The following is a 21,027-nucleotide window of genomic DNA, read 5'->3' as shown; positions in this document are numbered from 1 at the left end:
ATGCTCCTGTGTCGTATTCGCTCTCGGCGCCGTGTCATACACATTGATTCTGTTTATATTTTTCATAATGAGTACGTCAGCCCCAGGAAGTATTGCGTACCAAAGAACTGAATCGTGCCGGTCTGTTCCTGCGACGTGAAGTAACTGCGCGTCGGTTCATCGGTAAGGTTATTTACCTGGAACAACACGCTTAAATTATCACTCACCTCGTAGGAAGCCTGATAATCAATCACCAGTTCTTCATCAAAGTTTACGGTCTGATCGTTTACCGCGACCTGCCTGGAAACAAACGCGTCCCGGTAACGTCCGGACAAGCGGGTTTCAAAGCCGTCGTGCTCCCAGAATACGGTCACTGTCGCGACGTTTTCAGACAGTCCTGGCAAACGGCTTGAGTAGACGCCATCACCGGTCGTGCGTGTTACCTCACTTTCGGTATAGGAATAACTGGCACTGACCCCCAGTCCTGACCACATGCCAGGCAGCATGGAATAAATTTGCGTATAGGCAACCTCCATACCGCGAATGTAGCCCCCTTCGGCGTTGTTAAAGGCTGATTCATAACGGCCATTTTCAGTATCGACATTGATCAGCACCGGATCGCCGTTTTCATCGCGGGCCAGCTCTGGCTCCTGCCCCTGAAACTCCGCTTCTAAGAACACGGGGACCGTGACAGAATCCGGCACCCTAAAGCCATTGCCGGCAAAGTCGTAGGGATCCACGCCCGTCGTATCTATAAAGGACTCAATGTCTTTAAAGAAACCGGCAACCACTAACGCACCATCTGTCTCTTCGAAATACCACTCGTAAGAAATATCGTACTGGGTGGCATAAAAAGGATTCAGGTAAGGACTGTTAAGTGACGAACCGGTGATCTCGGCTGTCGGAGATGACAGCGTAATTTCACCGGAATCGCGGTCCTGGGTTGCCTGTACGGTTTCAACATTGGTTGAAGCATTGGCAGCAAGCCGGTTAATGTCGGGCCGCGCCATTACTTTTGCTGCCGCCATTCTTAGCTGTGTATTGTCGGTCAGCTTGAAATTAAGGTTTATCGAAGGCAGCACATCGCTGTATTCATGGGTAAGAATGGTGGGACGATAGAAATTATTAATCAGACCCGCCTCGTCCGTGATGTTCTGCGCACCCAGCGTGGGATCGCTGACTTCTACAGAATTACCGGTTTCAGGATCAGTCAGAAACCGTGTTGCCCGCTGCAATGTTGTAGCGCTTTGCTTCGTGCGAACATAACGGACACCGACGTTACCACTGACCGGGATATCGCCAATTTCGGTATCGATATTGGCCATTAAGTAAGCGGCGTTGACCGTTTCAAAAACATCACCACTTTCAAGCACTGACCAGGAGGTATTCGGGCCTGTACCCGGGCCGTTAATCACACCCGGTGCACCGGCGCCCCAGGTTTGCATTGGCTGGGGCACACCATTAGGGAACCAGGCGGTCAGTGCCTTATCCAGGTCAACCGACAGATAGCTTGGGAAGTAACCAAAATCACCCTGCCAGTCTACCACTTCGACCATATCCTCGGTCAGACGCAGCGGCGGCTGGCTGGCAGAAAACCCAGAGTCACTGCCGTATTCATACACCGAGCGGTCGTTGGTATATTCTCTGTCAGAATACCGGTAGCCAAATTCCAGTGTCGAGAACACGCCAAGATCCAGCGCATACTGGAAGTCGACCTTGTAGGCATCCAGCTCATCGGTATTTTCATAGGGATAAATACCATACTTGCTGACCATCACCCGATCGATATCCGAGAATGCCTGCGACTGATTAAATGCCACATCGGGCAGGTTCAGGTCGTCAAGCAGATAGGAGATCTGCACATTTTCGTCAAATTGCGGGTTCAGGGCGCTGGCGTCTTCAGATACCAGTGACCACAGCAGGCCGTTACGAAAATCAGACTCGGCCTTAGACAGAGCGATGTCAAACTGTGCCGACCAGCGATCGCTTATCTGCCAGTCTGCATTGATACCGTAACTTTCAACCTGGTCAAAATCCTGGTTGTCATCGTTAACAATTTCAACACGGGTGTTACCGTTATTGGCGATGCGGCTAAAGGTGCCGCCAACCACACTGTTGTTTACCACTACCGGGTTAACAACAGCACCGTTTTCCAGTTTTACCCGATAGCCCCGTGCAAAGGCTTCCTCATCAAATTTAGAAACAAACGCATCGGCGGTAAGTTTGAAATCGTCATGGGGGATCCACTCGATTGTCCCGACATAGCCATCCCGGGTTTCTTCGCCACCTCTGTGCTGGAGTTCAAACCCTTCGCTGGTCAGTATACAGTCGGCGCAGTCTTCCTGTTCCGTGTAGGCGAGTCCCACAAATTGTGTGGCGACGCTAGGCTGATACAAACGCGCATACCCCAGATTTACACCGAGCGTGTCGTTAAGAAACTTACCCTGATAAGAAAAGCTGAGGCGATGCCCGTACTCTTCCGCATCTGACACTTCATCAGCACGATCGTTATACATACCACGCACGTTAGCATTAAAGGTATGTTGCTGGTCGTTCGAAAGCGGACTGGCTGTACGTAACTCCACGGTACCCGCCACACCGCCTTCAATCAGCGACGCTTTAGGAGACTTGTATACTGCTGCCGAGTTAATCAGTTCAGACGGATACTGATCAAACTCTATGGCCCGGGTGCCGCTGGTGGATACCTGCTCGCGACCATTAAGAGTGGAGAAGACGAAGCCACCGGACAGCCCCCGGATATTGATTTCGGCGGCCTGACCACCGGTCCGAACCGCAGAGATACCCGGCAGACGGGTTAAAGCATCCGCCATCGAAACATCAGGCAAGCCGCCTAAATCGTCAGCGGAAATTTGCTCGCTGACGGTATCACTGAAACGCTTCTGATTGAGTGACTGAATAAGGCTGGTGCTGTAACCGCGCACCTCGATGCGCTCGACAACTGCCTCATCCTGGTTTGCTTCCTCTTCCTGCGTCTGTTGCTCTTGCGCATAAAGCGGACTAGCACATACTGACAATCCGCTTGCGAGCAGCGCTGCAGTAATGGTGCTGGGTTTAAAGGTTCTCATTGTGTCCCATTCCTTTTTTTATTGGTGCCAGCGACAACCCGCCCCGCTAACACCTGTTATGGTTCATATCTGATACTAGCGCTTTGTGTAAAAAAGGAGCAATTGTCTGCATACGTATTCATTAACATTTGCACACATATTTTTACATTTTACTTAAAAAGATTAAGCGAAGAGACAACGGTTAAGGCTGGCATATCAAAAACGCAGGTAATTGATAATTATGATTTTTAGAGAAAAAGAGAGGTTGGCAGTCTAATTACGTTTAAAAAAAAGCCACGGCTACCGAAGTAACCGTGGCTTTAACCAGGAAGATGTAAATACTGTTTACATTCAGAACGTATAGTTAAAGGCTAACAGATAGTTCGCACCGTAAGACTGGTACGTAATAATTTGACGGCCGTCGGCGCCGGACGTTTGTAAATCATTTTCGTCCGTCAGGTTCTGTCCCTGCAGTGTCACGCGCAGACCGTCAAGTGATTCAATACCTGACTCGCTGAAATCGTAACCAATTTGCGCATCAACAAAGGTTCCGCCCTCGTTTGTCGAATCCGAAAGTGCCAGACTCACCCCCCGGGTCTCTGTCAGGTAGTCTGACCGTTTGGTGGCTGAAACACGGAATTCAAAACCTGACTTCTCGTAGAAAAACGTCATGCTGTAATTCTCGTCAGACAGGCCGGGAATACGTGTTTCCTCTGTGCCTGGCGCAGGATCGGCGTAACCATCCAGGAAGGTGGCACTAGCGAAGACCCCGAAGCCTTCCAGGCTATCGTGGATCATATCGCCCGGCAGGCTACCCTGCACTTCCCAGCCACGCACAAAGCCTTCGTAACCGTCTGTTGGACGGGAAACTTCCCCTTCGAACAACACCGGAGCCTCACCTTCAGATGTCTGGTGAATCTCAGGAATATAGTCATCACTAAAGTCAGCCAACGCTGAGTTTGAACGGTGCCAGTTTTTAATATCCTTATAAAAGAATGAAACCGCAACATAGCCACTGTCCGCAAAATAGTTCTCATATGCGAGATCTAACTGATTTGCTTCGTACGGCTTCAGATCAGGGTTACCTGAACTCCCACTCCATGGCCCATTATCAATATCGTTACTCAGGATTTGATTATCATTAAATGAGAAAGTCACCTGCGTATTGGGACGCATATCGTCCATACGGGGTCTTGTCAGTACTTTTGAAAGTCCAAGACGCACGAACTGATTGTCTGTAAACTCGGCCGCCAGGTTCAGTGTTGGCAACACATCAGTATAGTCAGTCCCACCAGACACAGCGACAGAATCTACACGGCCACTGCGATTCAATGTGGTGCTAAAACCGCTGGACTGCTGGTCGGCATGAACAACCTGAAGACCCACATTACCGCGAATGTAGATGCCGCTAACTTCTGTATCGAGTTTCAGTTTGGTATAGAGCGTTGTCAGCTCTTCATTAACCGTGTAGGTATCACCAAGACGATCCGCCTGAACCAGCTCAGCGTCGGTTGTTGAGTAATAACCACTGTTATACAAGCCCAGTGCGTCATATGCGAGCACGCCGTTAATACCAATGAAATCAAGCGGCACCACGCCCAGAACGTCTGGGATCTCGTCATCACCAGGGTATGCTGGCCCTGTCAGATATGCACCATTGTTATCCTTAGATTTCTCACGGTCGCTATAAATAATACCGGCTTCAAGACCTGTCACAATGCCCCAGTCAACATAGCCTTCCAGGTCAAAGCGATAAGAAGAAAGAGTCTCTTCAAACTCTGGTTTATTGACGAAGCCATCCTGAGCATCTGCACCAACAATGGGCGCACCCCAGGCTTGCGGGCCCGCGAGGCGAATTAGGCTGGGATCGGTAAGATCAATGGTATCGTTGGTAGGATGATCTGAAAACATTACGCCTTCATCGGTCATTTCCCAGGTACGAGACGTTAACGGTCGCCCTTCTGTGCCGGCTCTGCCCACACCGGAGTAACTTTCTACATCGGTAATCGTCTTATCAACCTGACCCGTTGATATGTCTGCTGTCAGCGTCCAGTCATCATTCAACAGATATTCAGCATTCAGACCAAAGGTTGTAAGTTCGGCATCCTGTTCACGCACATCGTTACGAATAATACTGTACACACCCTCGGTGGTATACGATGTCACAAGACCATTGTCTACACCTGTAACAGTAAAATCACTGGGGCCCCATACCGCGCCTTCTTCCTCAAGACCACGACGGGCGTCATTTTCAACAAAGTCGATGTACAGCGCATCAAACTGTATATCCAGCTTTTCACTGGGCCGCCACTGAATGACGGCAGCAAGAGAGTCACGTTCCATCATGGCTGAGCGCGCAAAACTATCGTGACCACCCAGAATGGCAGTGTCCTCGGGGACATTCACGCCGTCAGCAATGCTCAGTTTATCACTCTCCAGGTCTACCGTTGGATAACCCCAGCCGCGGAACTGGCGCTCCTGGCGAGGCGATTCCATGGTAGCGGCTGTGATTGCCACACCCAGGGTGTCATCGGCGAACTGGTCAACAAAGTTAACCGATACGCGATGCCCGTCATTATCGAAATCCGGGTTAGCAGAGTCTTCCGCGTTTTTCTCGTAAGTACCGTTAACCGTCAGCGTACTTTCTGCAAATAACGGCTTTACGGTTTGCAGGTCAATGGAGCCACCAATATTTTGAGTGGTCATGCCTGCTTCTGGTGTTTTATAAACAACAATATTCGAAATGATCTCTGTAGGGTAAAGGTCAAACTCTACCCCACGGTTATCACCCATTCCGAGTAATTCGCGACCATTTAATGTAGTACCGACGTAGTTTTCATTGAAACCACGTACAGAAATACCGCTGGTACGGCCATTGCGGCGCTCACCGGCAAGACCCGGTAAACGTGCCAGTGATTCAGCAATACTGGTGTCAGGCAGTTTACCGATGTCTTCGGCAGACAGCGCTTCAACAATTGACGAGCTATCCATCTTTATGGCCTGGGCACGTTGCAGGCTGCTGCGAATACCAGATACCTGGATAACCTCGACCATGTCATCATCAGGCTGGGCGCTGTCCTGCTGCTGAGCGACTGCAGGTGCAGAGGCAAAGGCAAGACCGCTGGAAATCAGTGCGAGTTTGATCAAGCTAGGTTTGAATTGCGTCATAACAAGGGTGTCCCGTTTCGATTAGTTTATTGTCTTATTATTTTTATTATGACAAGTTCATGACATCGGACTGCATCCTATAGTGACACCTGATTCCACTCAATTAGCTGCATACGTATTCATAAAATCTTTTACACAATCTGTTAACGTCAACGATCGGAATTAACATAAGAAAACAAATATATTTATTTATATTTCAAAACCTTACATTGTTAACGCTTAAAAGATCTCACGTAAAAGTCATTCTGAAAAGTTAAGTTGTTAATACAGAAATGCGCTTTTTGGTTATTTATTCAGTCACTCAGTAAGCCCTCCCCCTGTATTTCAGGCATAAAAAAAGCGCTTCATATGAAGCGCTTTTTAAAATTATGACAGTGACTTACCAGCCTGTTGACTCACGCAGTGCTTTGCCAATTTCTGCCAGTGAACGCACGGTTTTAACGCCGGCAGATTCAAGTGCAGCAAATTTTTCATCGGCAGTACCTTTACCACCGGCAATGATAGCACCAGCATGGCCCATACGTTTGCCTGGAGGTGCAGTTACACCGGCAATGTATGAGACAACCGGCTTGGTGACATTCTCTTTAATGAATGCCGCCGCTTCTTCTTCAGCCGTTCCGCCAATTTCACCAATCATCACGATGGCTTCAGTCTGTGGATCGTCCTGGAACAATTTCAGGATGTCGATGAAGTTTGAGCCCGGAATAGGATCACCACCAATACCGACACAGGTAGACTGGCCAAAGCCTTCGTCTGTGGTCTGCTTAACCGCTTCATAGGTCAGCGTACCCGAGCGGGATACGATGCCCACTTTACCCGGCTTATGAATGTGACCAGGCATGATACCAATTTTACACTCACCCGGCGTGATCACACCCGGGCAGTTTGGACCAATCATGCGTGCGCCTTTAGCATCGACATATTCTTTCACATACAGCATATCCAGTGTTGGAATACCTTCTGTGATACATACAACCAGCTCAATGCCAGCATCTACCGCTTCTACGATGGAGTCTTTACAGAACGGCGCTGGAACATAAATAACTGACGCCGTTGCACCCGTTTGCTCTACAGCTTCGCGTACGGTATTGAATACCGGCAATCCAAGGTGTTCAGTGCCACCTTTGCCAGGTGTTACGCCGCCAACCATCTGTGTGCCGTAGGCAATGGCCTGTTCAGAGTGGAAGGTACCCTGACCACCGGTAAAGCCCTGACAGATTACTTTGGTATCTTTATTAATCAAAACAGACATTATTTGCCCTCCGCTGCTGCAACCACTTTCTTCGCTGCATCAGTCAGCGACTCAGCGGCAATGATATCCAGGCCTGAATTAGCCAGCACTTCGCGGCCTTGTTCAGCATTGGTACCTTCCAGGCGTACCACGACAGGTACGTTTACGCCTACTTCTTTCACGGCACCGATGATACCTTCAGCAATCATGTCGCAACGAACGATACCGCCAAAAATGTTAACCAGTACGGCATTTACACTGTCATCAGACAGGATAATTTTAAACGCTTCGGCAACACGCTCTTTGGTTGCACCGCCACCAACGTCCAGGAAGTTTGCAGGCTTGCCGCCATGCAGGTTAACAATGTCCATGGTACCCATGGCCAGACCTGCACCGTTAACCATACAGCCAACGTTGCCATCAAGTGCTACGTAGTTCAGTTCCCACTGTGCGGCATGCGCTTCACGTGAATCTTCCTGTGAAGGATCGTGCATGTCTTTCACTTTCGCCTGACGGTACAGTGCGTTGCCGTCAACACCCAGCTTCGCGTCCAGACAGTGAAGGTTACCGTCATCTTTAATGACCAGTGGATTGATCTCAATCAGTGCCAGATCCAAGTCTTCAAACATTTTCGCCAGACCTAAGAAAATTTGCACAAACTGCTTAATCTGTGCGCCTTCCAGGCCCAGTTTGAATGCCATTTCGCGTGCCTGATAAGGCTGAGGACCAACGATTGGATCGATTTCAGCTTTCAGGATCTTTTCCGGCGTTTCTTCGGCAACGGTTTCAATTTCTACGCCACCTTCAGTCGACGCCATAAACACAACGCGACGAGTAGTACGGTCAACAACCGCACCAAGATACAGCTCATTGGCGATGTCAGTGCAAGACTCAACCAGGATCTTGCTGACCGGCTGACCATTCTCGTCAGTTTGAAAGGTCACCAGATTTTTGCCCAGCCATTTTTCGGCAAACTCACGGATGTCGCTTTTGTTTTTAACCAGCTTTACACCGCCAGCTTTACCACGGCCACCTGCGTGTACCTGGCACTTGACCACCCATTCGTCACCGCCAATGCGGTCCGCAGCTTCTACAGCGCCTTGCGGCGTATCTGTAGCGTATCCTTCAGAAACAGGTAAGCCATACTCTTTGAATAGCTGCTTACCTTGGTATTCATGCAAATTCATGGTGTTTCTTTCCGATTTTTAGTAAGACAAAAGCCGCTTACGCGACTTGATGAACGTGACTGATATTATAGGCCCAATACCAGTGATATGTCAGCGGGCACAGAGTTTACACAATGTCGCCCGCGTAACACAATTCCTGTGAGACGAAAGTCTTAGACGTCCAGAAGCAGACGTGTCGGATCTTCCAGCATCTCTTTAACCGTCACCAAAAAGCCTACCGACTCTTTGCCATCGATAATCCGATGGTCATAAGACAGTGCCAGGTACATCATTGGCAGGATTTCGACCTTGCCATTGACAGCCATAGGACGATCCTGGATTTTATGCATGCCAAGGATCGCACTTTGTGGCGGGTTAATAATAGGCGTGGACATCAATGAACCAAATACACCACCGTTAGTGATAGTAAAGTTACCGCCCTGCAGGTCGTCCATCGACAACTTGCCGTCACGGCCTTTAATGGCCAGATCTTTGATGCCTTTTTCAACACCTGCCATGCCCAGTGAATCAGTATCTTTTAATACCGGCGTCACCAGACCACGCGGGGTTGAAACCGCAATGGAGATGTCAAAGTAGTTGTGGTAGCAGATGTCATCACCATCAAGTGACGCATTCACTTCCGGGAAACGTTTCAGTGCTTCAGTCACTGCTTTCACGTAAAACGACATAAAGCCAAGGCGAATGCCGTGGCGCTTTTCGAAGCTTTCCTGATACTGCTTACGCAAGTCCATGATCGGCTTCATGTTGACTTCGTTAAACGTGGTCAGCATGGCCGTTGAGTTTTTCGCTTCCAACAAGCGGTTGGCAATGGTTTTACGCAGACGCGTCATCGGTACGCGCTTCTCAGTACGGTTACCCGTAGGCAGGTCGGCTGTTGCGTCTTCTTTGCTCTCGCCTTTGTCTGCAGCCTGATTACTACCGCCATCACCTTTAAGGTGTTTTTCAACATCTTCTTTGGTGATACGGCCATTTTTGCCAGTGCCTTTCACTTTCGATGCATCGACACCCTTCTCCGCCAGCAAACGCCGTACAGACGGACTTAGCGCATCACTGTCACCATCGCTGTCTGTGCTTTGCTCAGCATCACTGTCGCCGTCTTTCGCAGCGCCCGACGAGCCACCTTCAACAAAATTCGCAATCACTTCTTCCGCTGTGACCGTGGTCCCTTCTTCGGCCAGGATTTCTTTCACTGATCCGTCTGCCGGCGCGACAACTTCCAGCACCACTTTGTCCGTTTCAATGTCGACCAGATTCTGGTCACGACTTACCTGCTCACCGACCTGCACATGCCAGGTCGCGATGGTCGCATCGGCTACCGATTCGGGCAGAACCGGCACTTTCACTTCGTGTGTTTTACCGCCAGACGCTGAAGAGGTGTCTTCTTCACTATCGGAATCAGAACTTGATTCCTTCTTGTCAGAAGACGTGTCTTCTGATTTTTCACTCTCATCTGATGACGAGCCAGATCCCTCACCTTTTTTCAGTTTGGCGATTACCTGCTCACCTAAAACGGTCTCACCTTCCTCATCAAGGATCTCATCGATAACTCCGTCAGCTGGCGCTACCACTTCCAGCACAACCTTGTCGGTCTCGATATCAACCAGGTTCTGATCGCGTTTTACTGAATCACCGGCCTTGACGTGCCAGGTTGCAATGGTGGCATCGGCAACTGACTCAGGAAGGACCGGAACTTTTATCTCAATTGTCATCTTTGTTCCTTATTTGATAGTGAGTGCGTCTTCTACCAGCGCTTTCTGTTGCTGGTTGTGAACGGAAACATAACCTACAGCCGGCGAGGACGAAGCTTCACGCCCGGCATATGTCAACTTGGCGCCATCTGGGATCGCCTGCCAGAAATGGTGCTGACTGCAGTACCAGGCGCCTTGATTCTGAGGCTCTTCCTGACACCAGACCCAGTCTTTAACGTGGCTGTATTGTGCCACAATTTTCGCACATTCTTCCTGTGGAAACGGGTAAAGTTGCTCTAAACGAATGAGCGCAATGTCTGTTTGCTCATTTTTTCGGCGCTGGTCGAGCAAGTCGTAGTAGACCTTGCCGGAGCACATCACCACACGTTTTACATTCTCTGGCGCAATATCGTCGATCTCGCCAATGACATTGTGGAATTTGCCTTCTGCCAGCTCTTCCAGTGTCGATGTTGCCATCGCATGGCGCAACAGCGATTTCGGCGACATCACAATCAACGGCTTACGCATCGGGCGGATCATCTGACGGCGCAGCATATTAAATACCTGCGCAGGTGTCGACGGTACACAGACCTGCCAGTTATGGTCGGCGCACATTTGCAGGAACCGTTCAAGGCGAGCTGAACTGTGTTCTGGCCCCTGCCCTTCATAACCGTGCGGCAGCAGTACGGTCAGGCCACACAAACGGCCCCACTTTGCTTCACCAGAGCTTAAGAATTGATCGAATACGACCTGGGCACCATTGGCGAAGTCGCCAAACTGCGCTTCCCATATTGTCAGACAGTTTGGCTCAGCCGTGGCGAAACCATACTCAAAAGCCATAACAGCAGCTTCAGAGAGCACAGAGTCATAGATTTCCATCTCACCCTGCTCTTCGCTGATGTGTTGCAATGGAATATGAACACCGCCATCGCCCTGATTATGTAGTACAGCATGGCGGTGGAAGAATGTCCCGCGGCCTGAATCCTGCCCGGTTATGCGAATGTCATGACCCAGCTGAACAATACTCGCATAGGCCAGGTTTTCTGCCATACCCCAATCCAGCTTTTTATCGCCGGTGATCATTGATTTACGATCCTGGTACAACTTATTGACCCGCGAATTGAGTTTATAGTCTTCCGGGTAGGTGGTAATTTTCTCGCCGAGTTCTTTTAGTTTGTCGAGACTGATTTTGCCGTCGTAGTCGGTGTCCCAGTCATGCCCCATGTACGGGCTCCAGTCGACACTGTGCTCGGTCATCGGACGCCATTCTTCAACGACGCAGGCACCGTGATCCAACGCATTCCGGTAATCTTCCAGGTATTTTTTGGCTTCGCGCTCTTCCAGTACCCCTTCGGCGACCAGCTGATCGGTATATATCTCACGGGTAACCGGGTGCTTCTTGATCTTCTGATACATCAGCGGTTGCGTGGCATTAGGCTCATCCGCCTCGTTATGCCCGTGGCGACGGTAGCATACCAAGTCAATCACCACGTCTTTCTTAAACTTGTTGCGGTATTCCAGCGCCAGCTTGGTGACAAACTGCACAGCTTCAGGATCATCGGCATTAACGTGGAAAATAGGCGCCTGAACCATTTTGGCAATGTCAGTACAGTACTGTGTGGAGCGGGCATCGGCGATTTTAGAGGTCGTAAAGCCCACCTGATTATTAATCACAATACGCACGGTGCCGCCGACCGCGAAACCGCGGGTTTGCGACATATTAAAGGTTTCCTGTACCACACCCTGACCGGCAATGGCCGCATCACCGTGAATGGTGATCGGCAGTACACGGTTATTGTCGTCGCTGCGACGGGCGATACGAGCACGTACCGAGCCCATCACCACCGGATTCACGATCTCCAGATGTGACGGGTTAAATGCCAGCGCCAAATGCACATTGCCACCAGGCGTAGCAAAGTCTGACGAGAAACCAGCATGATATTTCACATCACCAGAACCCAGGCTTTCGTCGTGTTTGCCAGAAAACTCATCGAACAATACCGATGGGTTTTTACCCAGCACGTTTACCAGCACATTCAGACGGCCACGGTGGGCCATGCCAATAACACATTCCTTAGTACCGGCTGCACCGGCTTCGGTGATCAGCCCCTTAAGCATCGGGATGAGTGAATCACCGCCTTCCAGTGAAAAGCGTTTCGCACCTGGAAATTTAGAGCTTAGGTATTTTTCCATTCCGTCAGCCGCAACCAGACCTTTAAGAATGCTGCGTTTTTCATCACTGCTGAATTCAGGGCGCGCTTCAACTGACTCTATTTTCTGCTGCAACCAGCGTTTTTGCTCGGTATCGGTGATGTGCATATACTCTGCACCGATTGAGCCGCAATAAGTACGGTTCAGTGATTTATACAAATCACCCAGTGACATCGAATCTTTACCGATGGCATAAGAGCCGACATTAAAAACCGTATCAAAATCTTTTTCTGACAGACTGTGATGTGATAATTCCAAATCCCGTACCCGGGCTTGTTTCCACAGCCCCAGCGGATCCAGATTAGCGTGTTGATGACCACGAAAGCGGAAAGCATTAATCAGTTGCAGAACCTTAACCTGGCGCTCGTCTGACACGGCCTCAGATGCCGCACCACCGCTCATTCGGGCTGCTGGCCCTAGTGAAGCGAGCTTACGAAACTGCTCTTTTACCGACGAGTGATTAGTTTCCAGTTCCACGCCATCAACCTTGGGCAGGTTATCGAAGACTTGGCGCCAGGGTTCGGAGACACTTTGGGAGTCCTCCAGGTAGGCTTCGTACAACTCTTCAACATACGCCGCATTAGCGCCGGCCATATGTGATGAGTCCCACCACGCTTTCATCACGCTCTCTTGCATTATTGTGCCTTGCTACGTTTTGTAAAAACAAACATCATGGCTCTGTATTATAAGGATATTAATTTCATAACCAACACACCAGGACCACGAAATAGTTAAAAAAATAGCCATCCTGCAAAGGATGGCCATTTAAGCATCACTAGCTGTCACTCAATTGCTGACAGAACTATAGTACTAAACAGCCCGTTGTAAAAGCATCGACTTGATATGGCCGATGGCTTTTGTTGGGTTTAGCCCTTTAGGGCAAACACTGACGCAGTTCATGATGCCATGACAACGGAACACGCTAAATGCATCATCTAAGTCGTTCAGCCGCTCCTCGGTCGCCGTGTCACGGCTATCGATAAGGAAGCGGTAAGCGTGCAGCAGTCCCGCCGGACCTACGAACTTATCCGGATTCCACCAGAATGACGGGCATGAGGTTGAACAGCATGCACACAGGATACATTCGTACAGACCATCAAGATGCGCGCGATCTTCCGGCGACTGCAGGTGCTCCCGCGCCGGTGGATTTTTACCATCGTTAATCAGATACGGTTTAACCTTTTCATACTGATCATAGAACTGCGTCATGTCGACCACCAGGTCGCGCACAACTGGCAAGCCAGGCAACGGACGAATCACCACTTTGCCCTTGCCCAAAGATGATACGGGTGTAATACAGGCAAGGCCGTTCTTACCGTTCATATTAACCCCATCTGACCCGCAAACACCTTCACGGCACGAGCGGCGCAGTGACAGTGTTGGATCCTGCTCTTTGATAGCCAGCAGTGCATCCAGCACCATCATATCCTGACCTTCTTCCACATCCAGGGTGTAGTCCTGCATGCGAGGTTTATCATCAACCTCGGGGTTGTAGCGATAGATAGAAAAATGTAATTTCATGATCGTTGCCTCTCTTAATATGTACGCGCTTTAGGCGGGAACGCTTCCCGCAGCTTCGGCGCCATATTGACATCTCGTTTGATCATCGACTCGTCCTGAGGGCGATAAACGCTGTGACACAGCCAGTTATCATCATCACGATCCGGATAATCAGAGCGGCTGTGTGCACCACGGCTTTCCGTTCTGAAGTTTGCTGCAACGGCTGTGCTCAACGCGGTTTCCATTAGGTTGTCCAGCTCCAGGCACTCAATACGCTGGGTATTGAAATCTGAACTCTTGTCATCCAGACGCGCATGTTGCAGTCGATCGCGGATTTCGCGCAGCTCTTTAAGGCCTTCAGCCATATTTTCACCTTCACGGAATACCGAGAAGTTAAGCTGCATGCATTGCTGCATATCCTTTTTAATCTGAACCGGATCTTCGCCCTTGCCTTTATCTGAGTTTTCCCAGCGGTTGAAGCGCGACATTGCTGCTTCCAGGTCAGACTCAGAGGCATCACGGGTCTGTTCCAGTTCGGACAGTTTTTCACCCAGGTGCATACCGGTCGCACGACCGAATACTACGAGATCCAGTAACGAGTTACCGCCCAGCCGGTTGGCACCATGAACCGATACGCAGGCAATTTCCCCGCAGGCAAACAGACCGTTTACGACACTCTCTTTACCGTTTTCATCCATGCTCAGACACTGACCATGCACGTTCGTCGGGATACCGCCCATCATGTAATGACAGGTTGGTATAACCGGTATGGGTTCTTTCACCGGATCAACGTGTGCAAAGGTGCGCGATAATTCCAGAATGCCCGGCAGGCGCGATTCCAGAACGTCTTTACCCAGGTGATCCAGCTTCAGCTTAAGGTGCGTGCCCCACGGGCCATCGCAACCGCGGCCTTCACGGATCTCCGTCATCATTGAACGGGCAACCACGTCACGGCTGGCAAGGTCTTTGGCGTTTGGCGCATAACGTTCCATGAACCGCTCGCCGTCTTTATTCAGCAGGTAGCCACCTTCACCACGACACCCTTCTGTTACCAGTGTACCCGCACCGGCAATTCCCGTTGGGTGGAACTGCCACATTTCCATGTCCTGGGCCGATACGCCGGCACGCAGTGCCATACCAATGCCGTCACCTGTATTAATGTGAGCATTGGTTGTCGAGGCAAAGATACGCCCCGCACCGCCGGTTGCCAGCACCACTGCACGGGACTTGAAGTACACCACTTCCCCGCTCTCAATATCAATGGCTGTACAGCCGACAACATCACCGTCCTGGTTTTTAACCAGATCCAGTGCGTACCATTCTGAAAACACCTGCGTTTTGTTTTTAACATTCTGTTGGTACAACAGGTGCAATAAGGCATGACCGGTACGGTCTGCAGCAGCTGCTGTACGTGCTGCCTGCTCACCACCAAAATTCTTTGACTGACCACCGAAAGGACGCTGGTAGACTTTGCCGTTCTCAAAACGGGAGAATGGCAGCCCCATGTTTTCCATTTCAATAATGGCTTCCGGACCCTCTTTACACATGTATTCAATGGCATCCTGGTCACCGATGTAGTCAGACCCCTTTACGGTGTCATACATGTGCCATTGCCAGTTGTCTTCGTGTGAGTTACCCAGCGCGACTGTGATACCGCCCTGCGCTGACACAGTGTGTGATCGGGTTGGGAATACTTTTGATAACAGGGCACAGGACTTGCCTGATTGTGAAATCTGCAGTGCGGCCCGCATGCCTGCACCACCGGCGCCGATAACAACGGCATCAAATTCATGAACAGGTAACGTCATTTTACACCCCCCACAGTACAAACAGTCCAACCGCGACATAGACAAAGGCAATAATATTCAATACATATTGCACAATACCGCGTACGACAGACGATTTGACATAATCGGTCAGCACCTGCCACAGGCCGATGCGAACGTGAATCATAATGGCAACCAGCGTCGCCAGCGTAAATACTTTCATGGCGATCCCGGAAAACAGGCCATGCCAGACTTCGTAAGTTAACGATTCAGTGGAAATAAAAAACCACGTCATGAACAGTGTAAAGGCAGCGATAATCGCTGCGGTTGCGCGAAGCGATACATAATCCTGTACCCCATCACGTTTAATGCTTGCCTGGTTTGTTACCATAGTGCAACTCCCAATACGATTGTCAGCACAATCCAGAGGCCAATGACGACTTTAGCGCTGAGGTTTCCTGATTCTAGTTCTTCCCAATAGCCCATATCCATAATGCCGTGACGAATACCACCGAGAAGGTGGTAGGTCAGCGCGGATGCGGTACCAATTGCGATGATCTTTCCGACAATCCCGTCCATTAATGCGCTTACGCTGGCAAAGCCGTCTGCAGATGACACGGACACTGCCCATGCCCAGATGACAAATAAAAGCGCAAAGAACATGGCCACGCCGGTCACGCGGTGGAGAATTGACGAAATAGCAGAAGGCGGAAATTTAATGGTATTGAGTTCTAAATTTACTGGTCTTTGCTTTTTCACAATTTTTGCCTGTTTGTTCCGTAGGGACAATTTTCCCGGTTACATTATTGTGTCCTGTCGTAAACCGGTACGATTTGTTTGTTAAAGCCTCACTCCCTGAGCTGTTAACATTTTGTGAATTATTTATTACTTGATTTACAGAATAAATATTCCCGATTTCAAGTACCGCTGAGTATATCCAGCGCATTATATAATTACAATTTTTTGTGCCTTATTAGGACGTTAGTCTTATACCACTTTATACCGGTAGTTGACATCATAAAAACTCGATCATGTTTGATCGAAACCCAGGCCACATGCGGTATAAACGACAGTCACATGTACACTGTACTACGCACCGAATCCCTGCCAGAGGCAAATATTAAGTGCTTTTAATTTAGACAGTTGGCAAAGGCTGGTGGATAAAATACTCACCAGGAGACGGAACACTGCGTATCTGGTCGGGCCATTGCCCAAAGATTAACCAGTCATGTACGATATTTCAGTAAAAAATATTTTCACCGGTGGTTTGTCTGCAAACGCCCATGTGGCATGAAAATGCGGTCTGAAAAGCCGCGCTATAAACACCACAAATAGGGAATATTTATGGTGCGACAGTGCATTTAAATTGACTTATCGGTGCAGAATAAAGTACAAATACGCCACTTTTCCCTACGAATCGAGCGTTTTTTGTTCGATTTCGCTGCAAACAGAACCATTCTGAGGAGAGCATTTATGGCAGATCAGAAAGCCATTTTAAAGGTCGGAGATAAGGAAATAGAGTTACCCGTATTGTCCCCTACCGAAGGACAAGATGTCATTGACGTGCGTACACTGGGTGCTCATGGCTATTTCACTTACGACCCAGGTTTTTTGGCGACAGGATCTTGCGAGTCAGAAATCACGTATATCGATGGTGCCAACGGCGTGCTTTTACACCGCGGTTACTCGATAGAAGATTTGGCACGTGATGCAGACTACCTCGAAGTGTGCCACATGTTGCTACACGGCGAGGCCCCAACAAAAGAGCAGTACGAAGAGTTTAAACACACCATCACCCGTCACACCATGGTACATGAGCAAATCAATATGTTCTTCCATGGTTTCAGAAACGACGCCCACCCAATGGCTATGCTGTGTGGCACTGTTGGCGCAATGTCGTCGTTTTATCACAGCGATCTGGATGTTGGTAACGAAAAACAGCGTGTACGCAGCGCGCACCGTCTGATTGCCAAAATGCCTACGCTGGTAGCAATGTGCTACAAATATAACGTAGGTCAGCCGTTTGTTTATCCGCGTAATGATTTAAGCTACGCCGCTAACTTCCTGAATATGATGTTCTCAGTTCCGGCGGAAGATTACGAAGTAAGCCCGGCTGTTGAACGTGCAATGGATCGTATCTTTACATTGCATGCAGACCACGAACAAAATGCATCGACCTCTACCGTGCGACTGGCCGGTTCTTCCGGTGCAAACCCGTATGCATGTATTGCGGCCGGTGTTGCGTCACTGTGGGGCCCTGCACACGGTGGTGCCAATGAAGCCTGTCTTAACATGCTGGAAGAAATTGGCAGCGTTGATCGTATTCCGGAATTTATCGAGCGAGCCAAAGACAAGAACGATCCGTTTCGTCTGATGGGCTTCGGACACCGGGTTTATAAAAATTACGATCCGCGTGCGACCGTTATGCGCGAAAGCTGTCACGAAGTACTTAAAGAGCTGCAACTTGACGATCCGCTGCTGGATGTTGCGATGGAGCTTGAACGTATTGCGCTGGAAGACGAGTACTTCACCCAGAAGAAACTGTTCCCGAACGTGGATTTCTACTCTGGTATCGTACTGAAAGCCATTGGTATTCCTACCAACATGTTTACCTGTATCTTCGCGCTGTCACGGACAGTAGGCTGGATTTCACACTGGCACGAAATGATGAGCGATCCGAAACAGAAAATCGGTCGTCCGCGTCAGCTGTACACAGGTAGCAGCAAACGTGAATATACGCCGATTAATCGCTAAGCTTAGTCTGGCTTATTAAATAAATAGCGCCCACCGGGCGCTATTTTTGTTAGAGAAGGATGCATTATGCCTTACCCCGCCATTGCTCTTGGTCTTGCGGGCCTTATTCCGTTTGTGTTTATGCCACTGGCTGTTGCACTCGACTGGCTGGCTCTGTCTCAGGCTGCCCGGTACTTTACGCAGTACTCCGCAGTACTGTTGTCATTTTTTGGTGGTATTCACTGGTGGGATGCCATTAATCAGTTTCAGGTGCGCCACCAGCTGTACGTCGCCATGCTGCCGACCATCATTGGCTGGTTATGTCTGGTTTTCAGCGGCCACCCGCTGGTACTTGGGATCCTGTCATTAAGCTATCTGGCGATACTGGTTTACGATAAATTCACGCTGGCCATGCCGAAAGCGCTTATCATGGGTTATATGACACTGCGTATGGCATTGACCACTATCGTAGTACTGACCCACGCGTGGATGATTTTCCTGCTTACCTGAGACGACAATCGATGTGCAACGGTAAGGATGTCCTGTCAGAAAGATGACCGGCCCCAGCATTGCCCTGCCCTTTCACAAAACTGTGGCGATTTTTTAAACTAAAGTCCAATTCCGTGTCAGATATCTGTGCGACTATACTGCGCGCTCAAAGGAGAGAGTCTGATGGGAAATCTTTTAGAGCAGGTGCAGTGCAGTCAGTATCTGGATACTGACGAAAAAAACAGCCTTGCAGCGCTTAGCCGAAGTGAACTGCTTGACGGCGATCCCGCCCCCCTTATCGACCAGCTCACCGCTTTCGCGGCCGAGCTTTTTAACGTGCCTATCGTTTTGTTTTCACTGCTTGATGCACACCGGCAATGGCTTAAATCACGGGTTGGACCGGACGTTGAGGAATCCCTGCGTGAGTATTCGTTTTGTGCTCATGCGATTGTTTGTGATGATGTTTTTGAGATACCGGATGCGCGCTGTGATACCCGGTTTGCCAATAACCCGCTGGTAACCGGACGTCCCCATATTCGATTTTACGCCGGTGCGCAGGTAAAAGCCGATGACCATCAAGCGTTAGGCGTACTGTGTCTAATCGACACCACACCACGTTCCTTAACTTCCCTGGAGAAAAACCGGCTTACACAACTGGCTGACATTATTTCTACCATTGTTTCTCCGGTGGCAGTGCGCACAGTATTGCGCTCAGAGAAAGAAAATCAGTTTATGCTCAGCCCGTTTAACTTTTTCACCCGGGCCAGTCGCTTACTGGCCGAAGAATGCAGGAAAAGTCTCGGTCTTGGCGTTGTAAAGCTGCGAAGCCTTGTTCAACTTCGCAATACCCGTGGCTTTACCTTTTCCGAACGGGTCTGTGATGAGATGGTGAATGCGTTACGCCGCCTGTCCCCCGGTATTGTCATCGCCACCCGTATAGGTTTTGATCGGTTCTGTCTGATTGCCAAACAGTATGACCGGGTAGATGAGACCACCCTGAATATGGAAAAGCTGGAAAATGCGTTGCATGTGCCCCTTCAGGTCGATGGTGAAGATATTGATGTACAGGCGCAACTGCTTTGGACAACATCGCTGGAAGGTCTCGACAATAGTCAGCAGGTAATGAATCTTATTGCCGAACTACAGACTTTTTCTAAACAGTTTTCGCCGAATCAGCGACTGGTAACCTGCAGTAATGCTCTACTCAATGAAATTATCTGTCAGGAGCAATTCAGAAACGCGCTCCCACACGCTTTGAAAGCGAAACATATTTATTTTGAGTTTCAGCCAAAAATCGATGCCAAAACGCTTAAAATTGCGGGTTTCGAGGCGTTAATGCGTTGGCGGCATCCAACACTGGGTCCCGTAGCGCCTAATAAAATAGTGTCAGCGTGCGAGGATTTGGGAATTGAGCAGCAGCTGGTCAGTTATACCCTCGACTGGGTTTTTAGACAAACCGCTACATGGCGACGCAACAACCTGCTCGGTAGTCGAACCGTGTCTATTAATATGTCCGCAAAAGATTTATCGTCGCCGTTGTTCACTGGCACGCTAAAACGGTTGCTAGCGACACATGAATTACCTGGGCATTATATCGAAATTGAGCTGCTCGAAGACGGCATCGTTGACAACTTAGCGCGGTGTGTCGCGAACATGCTGGAGAGCAAAAAACTGGGGGTTGTTTTCTCTATTGACGATTTTGGTACCGGTTTTTCCAGCCTGAGTTACCTGCATCAAATTCCGGCTGACATTCTGAAAATAGATAAGTCATTTATCGATCGGCTTGATCAGCAAAAAGACAGTGCCGCGCTCATTACCGCGATCATTTCCCTCGCCCATGCATCCGGCATGCACTTAGTTGCAGAGGGTATCGAGACACCCACGCAGGCACAAACGTTACGAGCGCTTAACTGCGACTACTTTCAGGGGTTCCATTTTCAGCGTCCTATTCCGGTGGCACAGGTTAACGCGTTGCTGGAAAAGGACGCCACGTACCGGTTAAGTTAATGA

Annotated in this window: 13 protein-coding genes; 3 read left to right on the top strand and 10 right to left on the bottom strand. The window is 49.6% G+C overall.

Annotated elements, in window-relative coordinates; translation table 11 throughout:
- Positions 1-62: 62 nt before the first annotated feature.
- The 10 genes from IE054_RS11195 to sdhC form a co-directional block, all read right to left on the bottom strand.
- Positions 63-3,065 (bottom strand): TonB-dependent receptor, encoded by a 3,003-nt coding sequence (locus IE054_RS11195; protein ID WP_189406474.1) that lies wholly within the window; start codon positions 3,063-3,065, stop codon positions 63-65.
- A gap of 330 nt (positions 3,066-3,395) precedes the next feature.
- The gene (locus IE054_RS11190) at positions 3,396-6,212 is read right to left on the bottom strand and encodes a TonB-dependent receptor (RefSeq protein WP_189406472.1); all 2,817 of its coding nucleotides are present in this window, start codon (positions 6,210-6,212) and stop codon (positions 3,396-3,398) included.
- 379 nt (positions 6,213-6,591) lie between these two features.
- Positions 6,592-7,464 (bottom strand): succinate--CoA ligase subunit alpha, encoded by an 873-nt coding sequence (gene sucD / locus IE054_RS11185; protein ID WP_189406471.1) that lies wholly within the window; start codon positions 7,462-7,464, stop codon positions 6,592-6,594.
- Complete coding sequence (gene sucC / locus IE054_RS11180; RefSeq protein ID WP_189406469.1) at positions 7,464-8,630, bottom strand: ADP-forming succinate--CoA ligase subunit beta; 1,167 nt, start codon at positions 8,628-8,630, stop codon at positions 7,464-7,466. The genes sucD and sucC overlap by 1 nt, the downstream gene beginning before the upstream one ends.
- Positions 8,631-8,782: 152 nt before the next feature.
- On the bottom strand, positions 8,783-10,339 hold the full coding sequence (gene odhB, locus IE054_RS11175) for a 2-oxoglutarate dehydrogenase complex dihydrolipoyllysine-residue succinyltransferase (protein WP_189406466.1): 1,557 nt from the start codon (positions 10,337-10,339) through the stop codon (positions 8,783-8,785).
- Positions 10,340-10,348: 9 nt separating this feature from the next.
- On the bottom strand, positions 10,349-13,165 hold the full coding sequence (locus IE054_RS11170; RefSeq protein WP_189406465.1) for a 2-oxoglutarate dehydrogenase E1 component: 2,817 nt from the start codon (positions 13,163-13,165) through the stop codon (positions 10,349-10,351).
- Positions 13,166-13,339: 174 nt separating this feature from the next.
- Complete coding sequence (locus IE054_RS11165; RefSeq protein WP_189406462.1) at positions 13,340-14,050, bottom strand: succinate dehydrogenase iron-sulfur subunit; 711 nt, start codon at positions 14,048-14,050, stop codon at positions 13,340-13,342.
- 14 nt (positions 14,051-14,064) lie between these two features.
- The gene (gene sdhA / locus IE054_RS11160; protein WP_189406460.1) at positions 14,065-15,837 is read right to left on the bottom strand and encodes a succinate dehydrogenase flavoprotein subunit; all 1,773 of its coding nucleotides are present in this window, start codon (positions 15,835-15,837) and stop codon (positions 14,065-14,067) included.
- 1 nt (position 15,838) lies between these two features.
- Positions 15,839-16,186 carry a succinate dehydrogenase, hydrophobic membrane anchor protein gene (gene sdhD / locus IE054_RS11155; RefSeq protein WP_189406459.1) on the bottom strand — a complete coding sequence of 116 codons (348 nt, stop codon included), beginning with the start codon at positions 16,184-16,186 and terminating at the stop codon, positions 15,839-15,841.
- Positions 16,180-16,554, bottom strand: a complete 375-nt coding sequence (gene sdhC / locus IE054_RS11150) for a succinate dehydrogenase, cytochrome b556 subunit (protein WP_189406458.1) — start codon at positions 16,552-16,554, stop codon at positions 16,180-16,182. Before sdhC ends, sdhD begins: the two co-directional genes overlap by 7 nt.
- Positions 16,555-17,268: 714 nt before the next feature.
- On the opposite strand from sdhC, the gene IE054_RS11145 reads away from it, so the two are divergent.
- From IE054_RS11145 to IE054_RS11135, 3 genes are all read left to right on the top strand, one after another.
- Positions 17,269-18,549, top strand: a complete 1,281-nt coding sequence (locus IE054_RS11145; RefSeq protein WP_189406456.1) for a citrate synthase — start codon at positions 17,269-17,271, stop codon at positions 18,547-18,549.
- A 66-nt stretch (positions 18,550-18,615) separates the two neighbouring features.
- Positions 18,616-19,038: a DUF3429 domain-containing protein gene (locus IE054_RS11140; protein WP_189406453.1), complete on the top strand. Its 423-nt coding sequence runs from the start codon at positions 18,616-18,618 to the stop codon at positions 19,036-19,038.
- A gap of 162 nt (positions 19,039-19,200) precedes the next feature.
- Positions 19,201-21,024, top strand: coding sequence for a sensor domain-containing diguanylate cyclase (locus IE054_RS11135; protein ID WP_189406450.1), 1,824 nt, complete (start codon positions 19,201-19,203; stop codon positions 21,022-21,024).
- The last annotated feature ends 3 nt before the right edge of the window (positions 21,025-21,027 follow it).

It is taken from the genome of Alteromonas halophila, assembly GCF_014651815.1.
Classification (GTDB): domain Bacteria; phylum Pseudomonadota; class Gammaproteobacteria; order Enterobacterales; family Alteromonadaceae; genus Alteromonas; species Alteromonas halophila.
The sequence above is the reverse complement of the archived record's forward strand: the minus strand, read 5'-3'. Positions and strand labels throughout refer to the sequence as shown.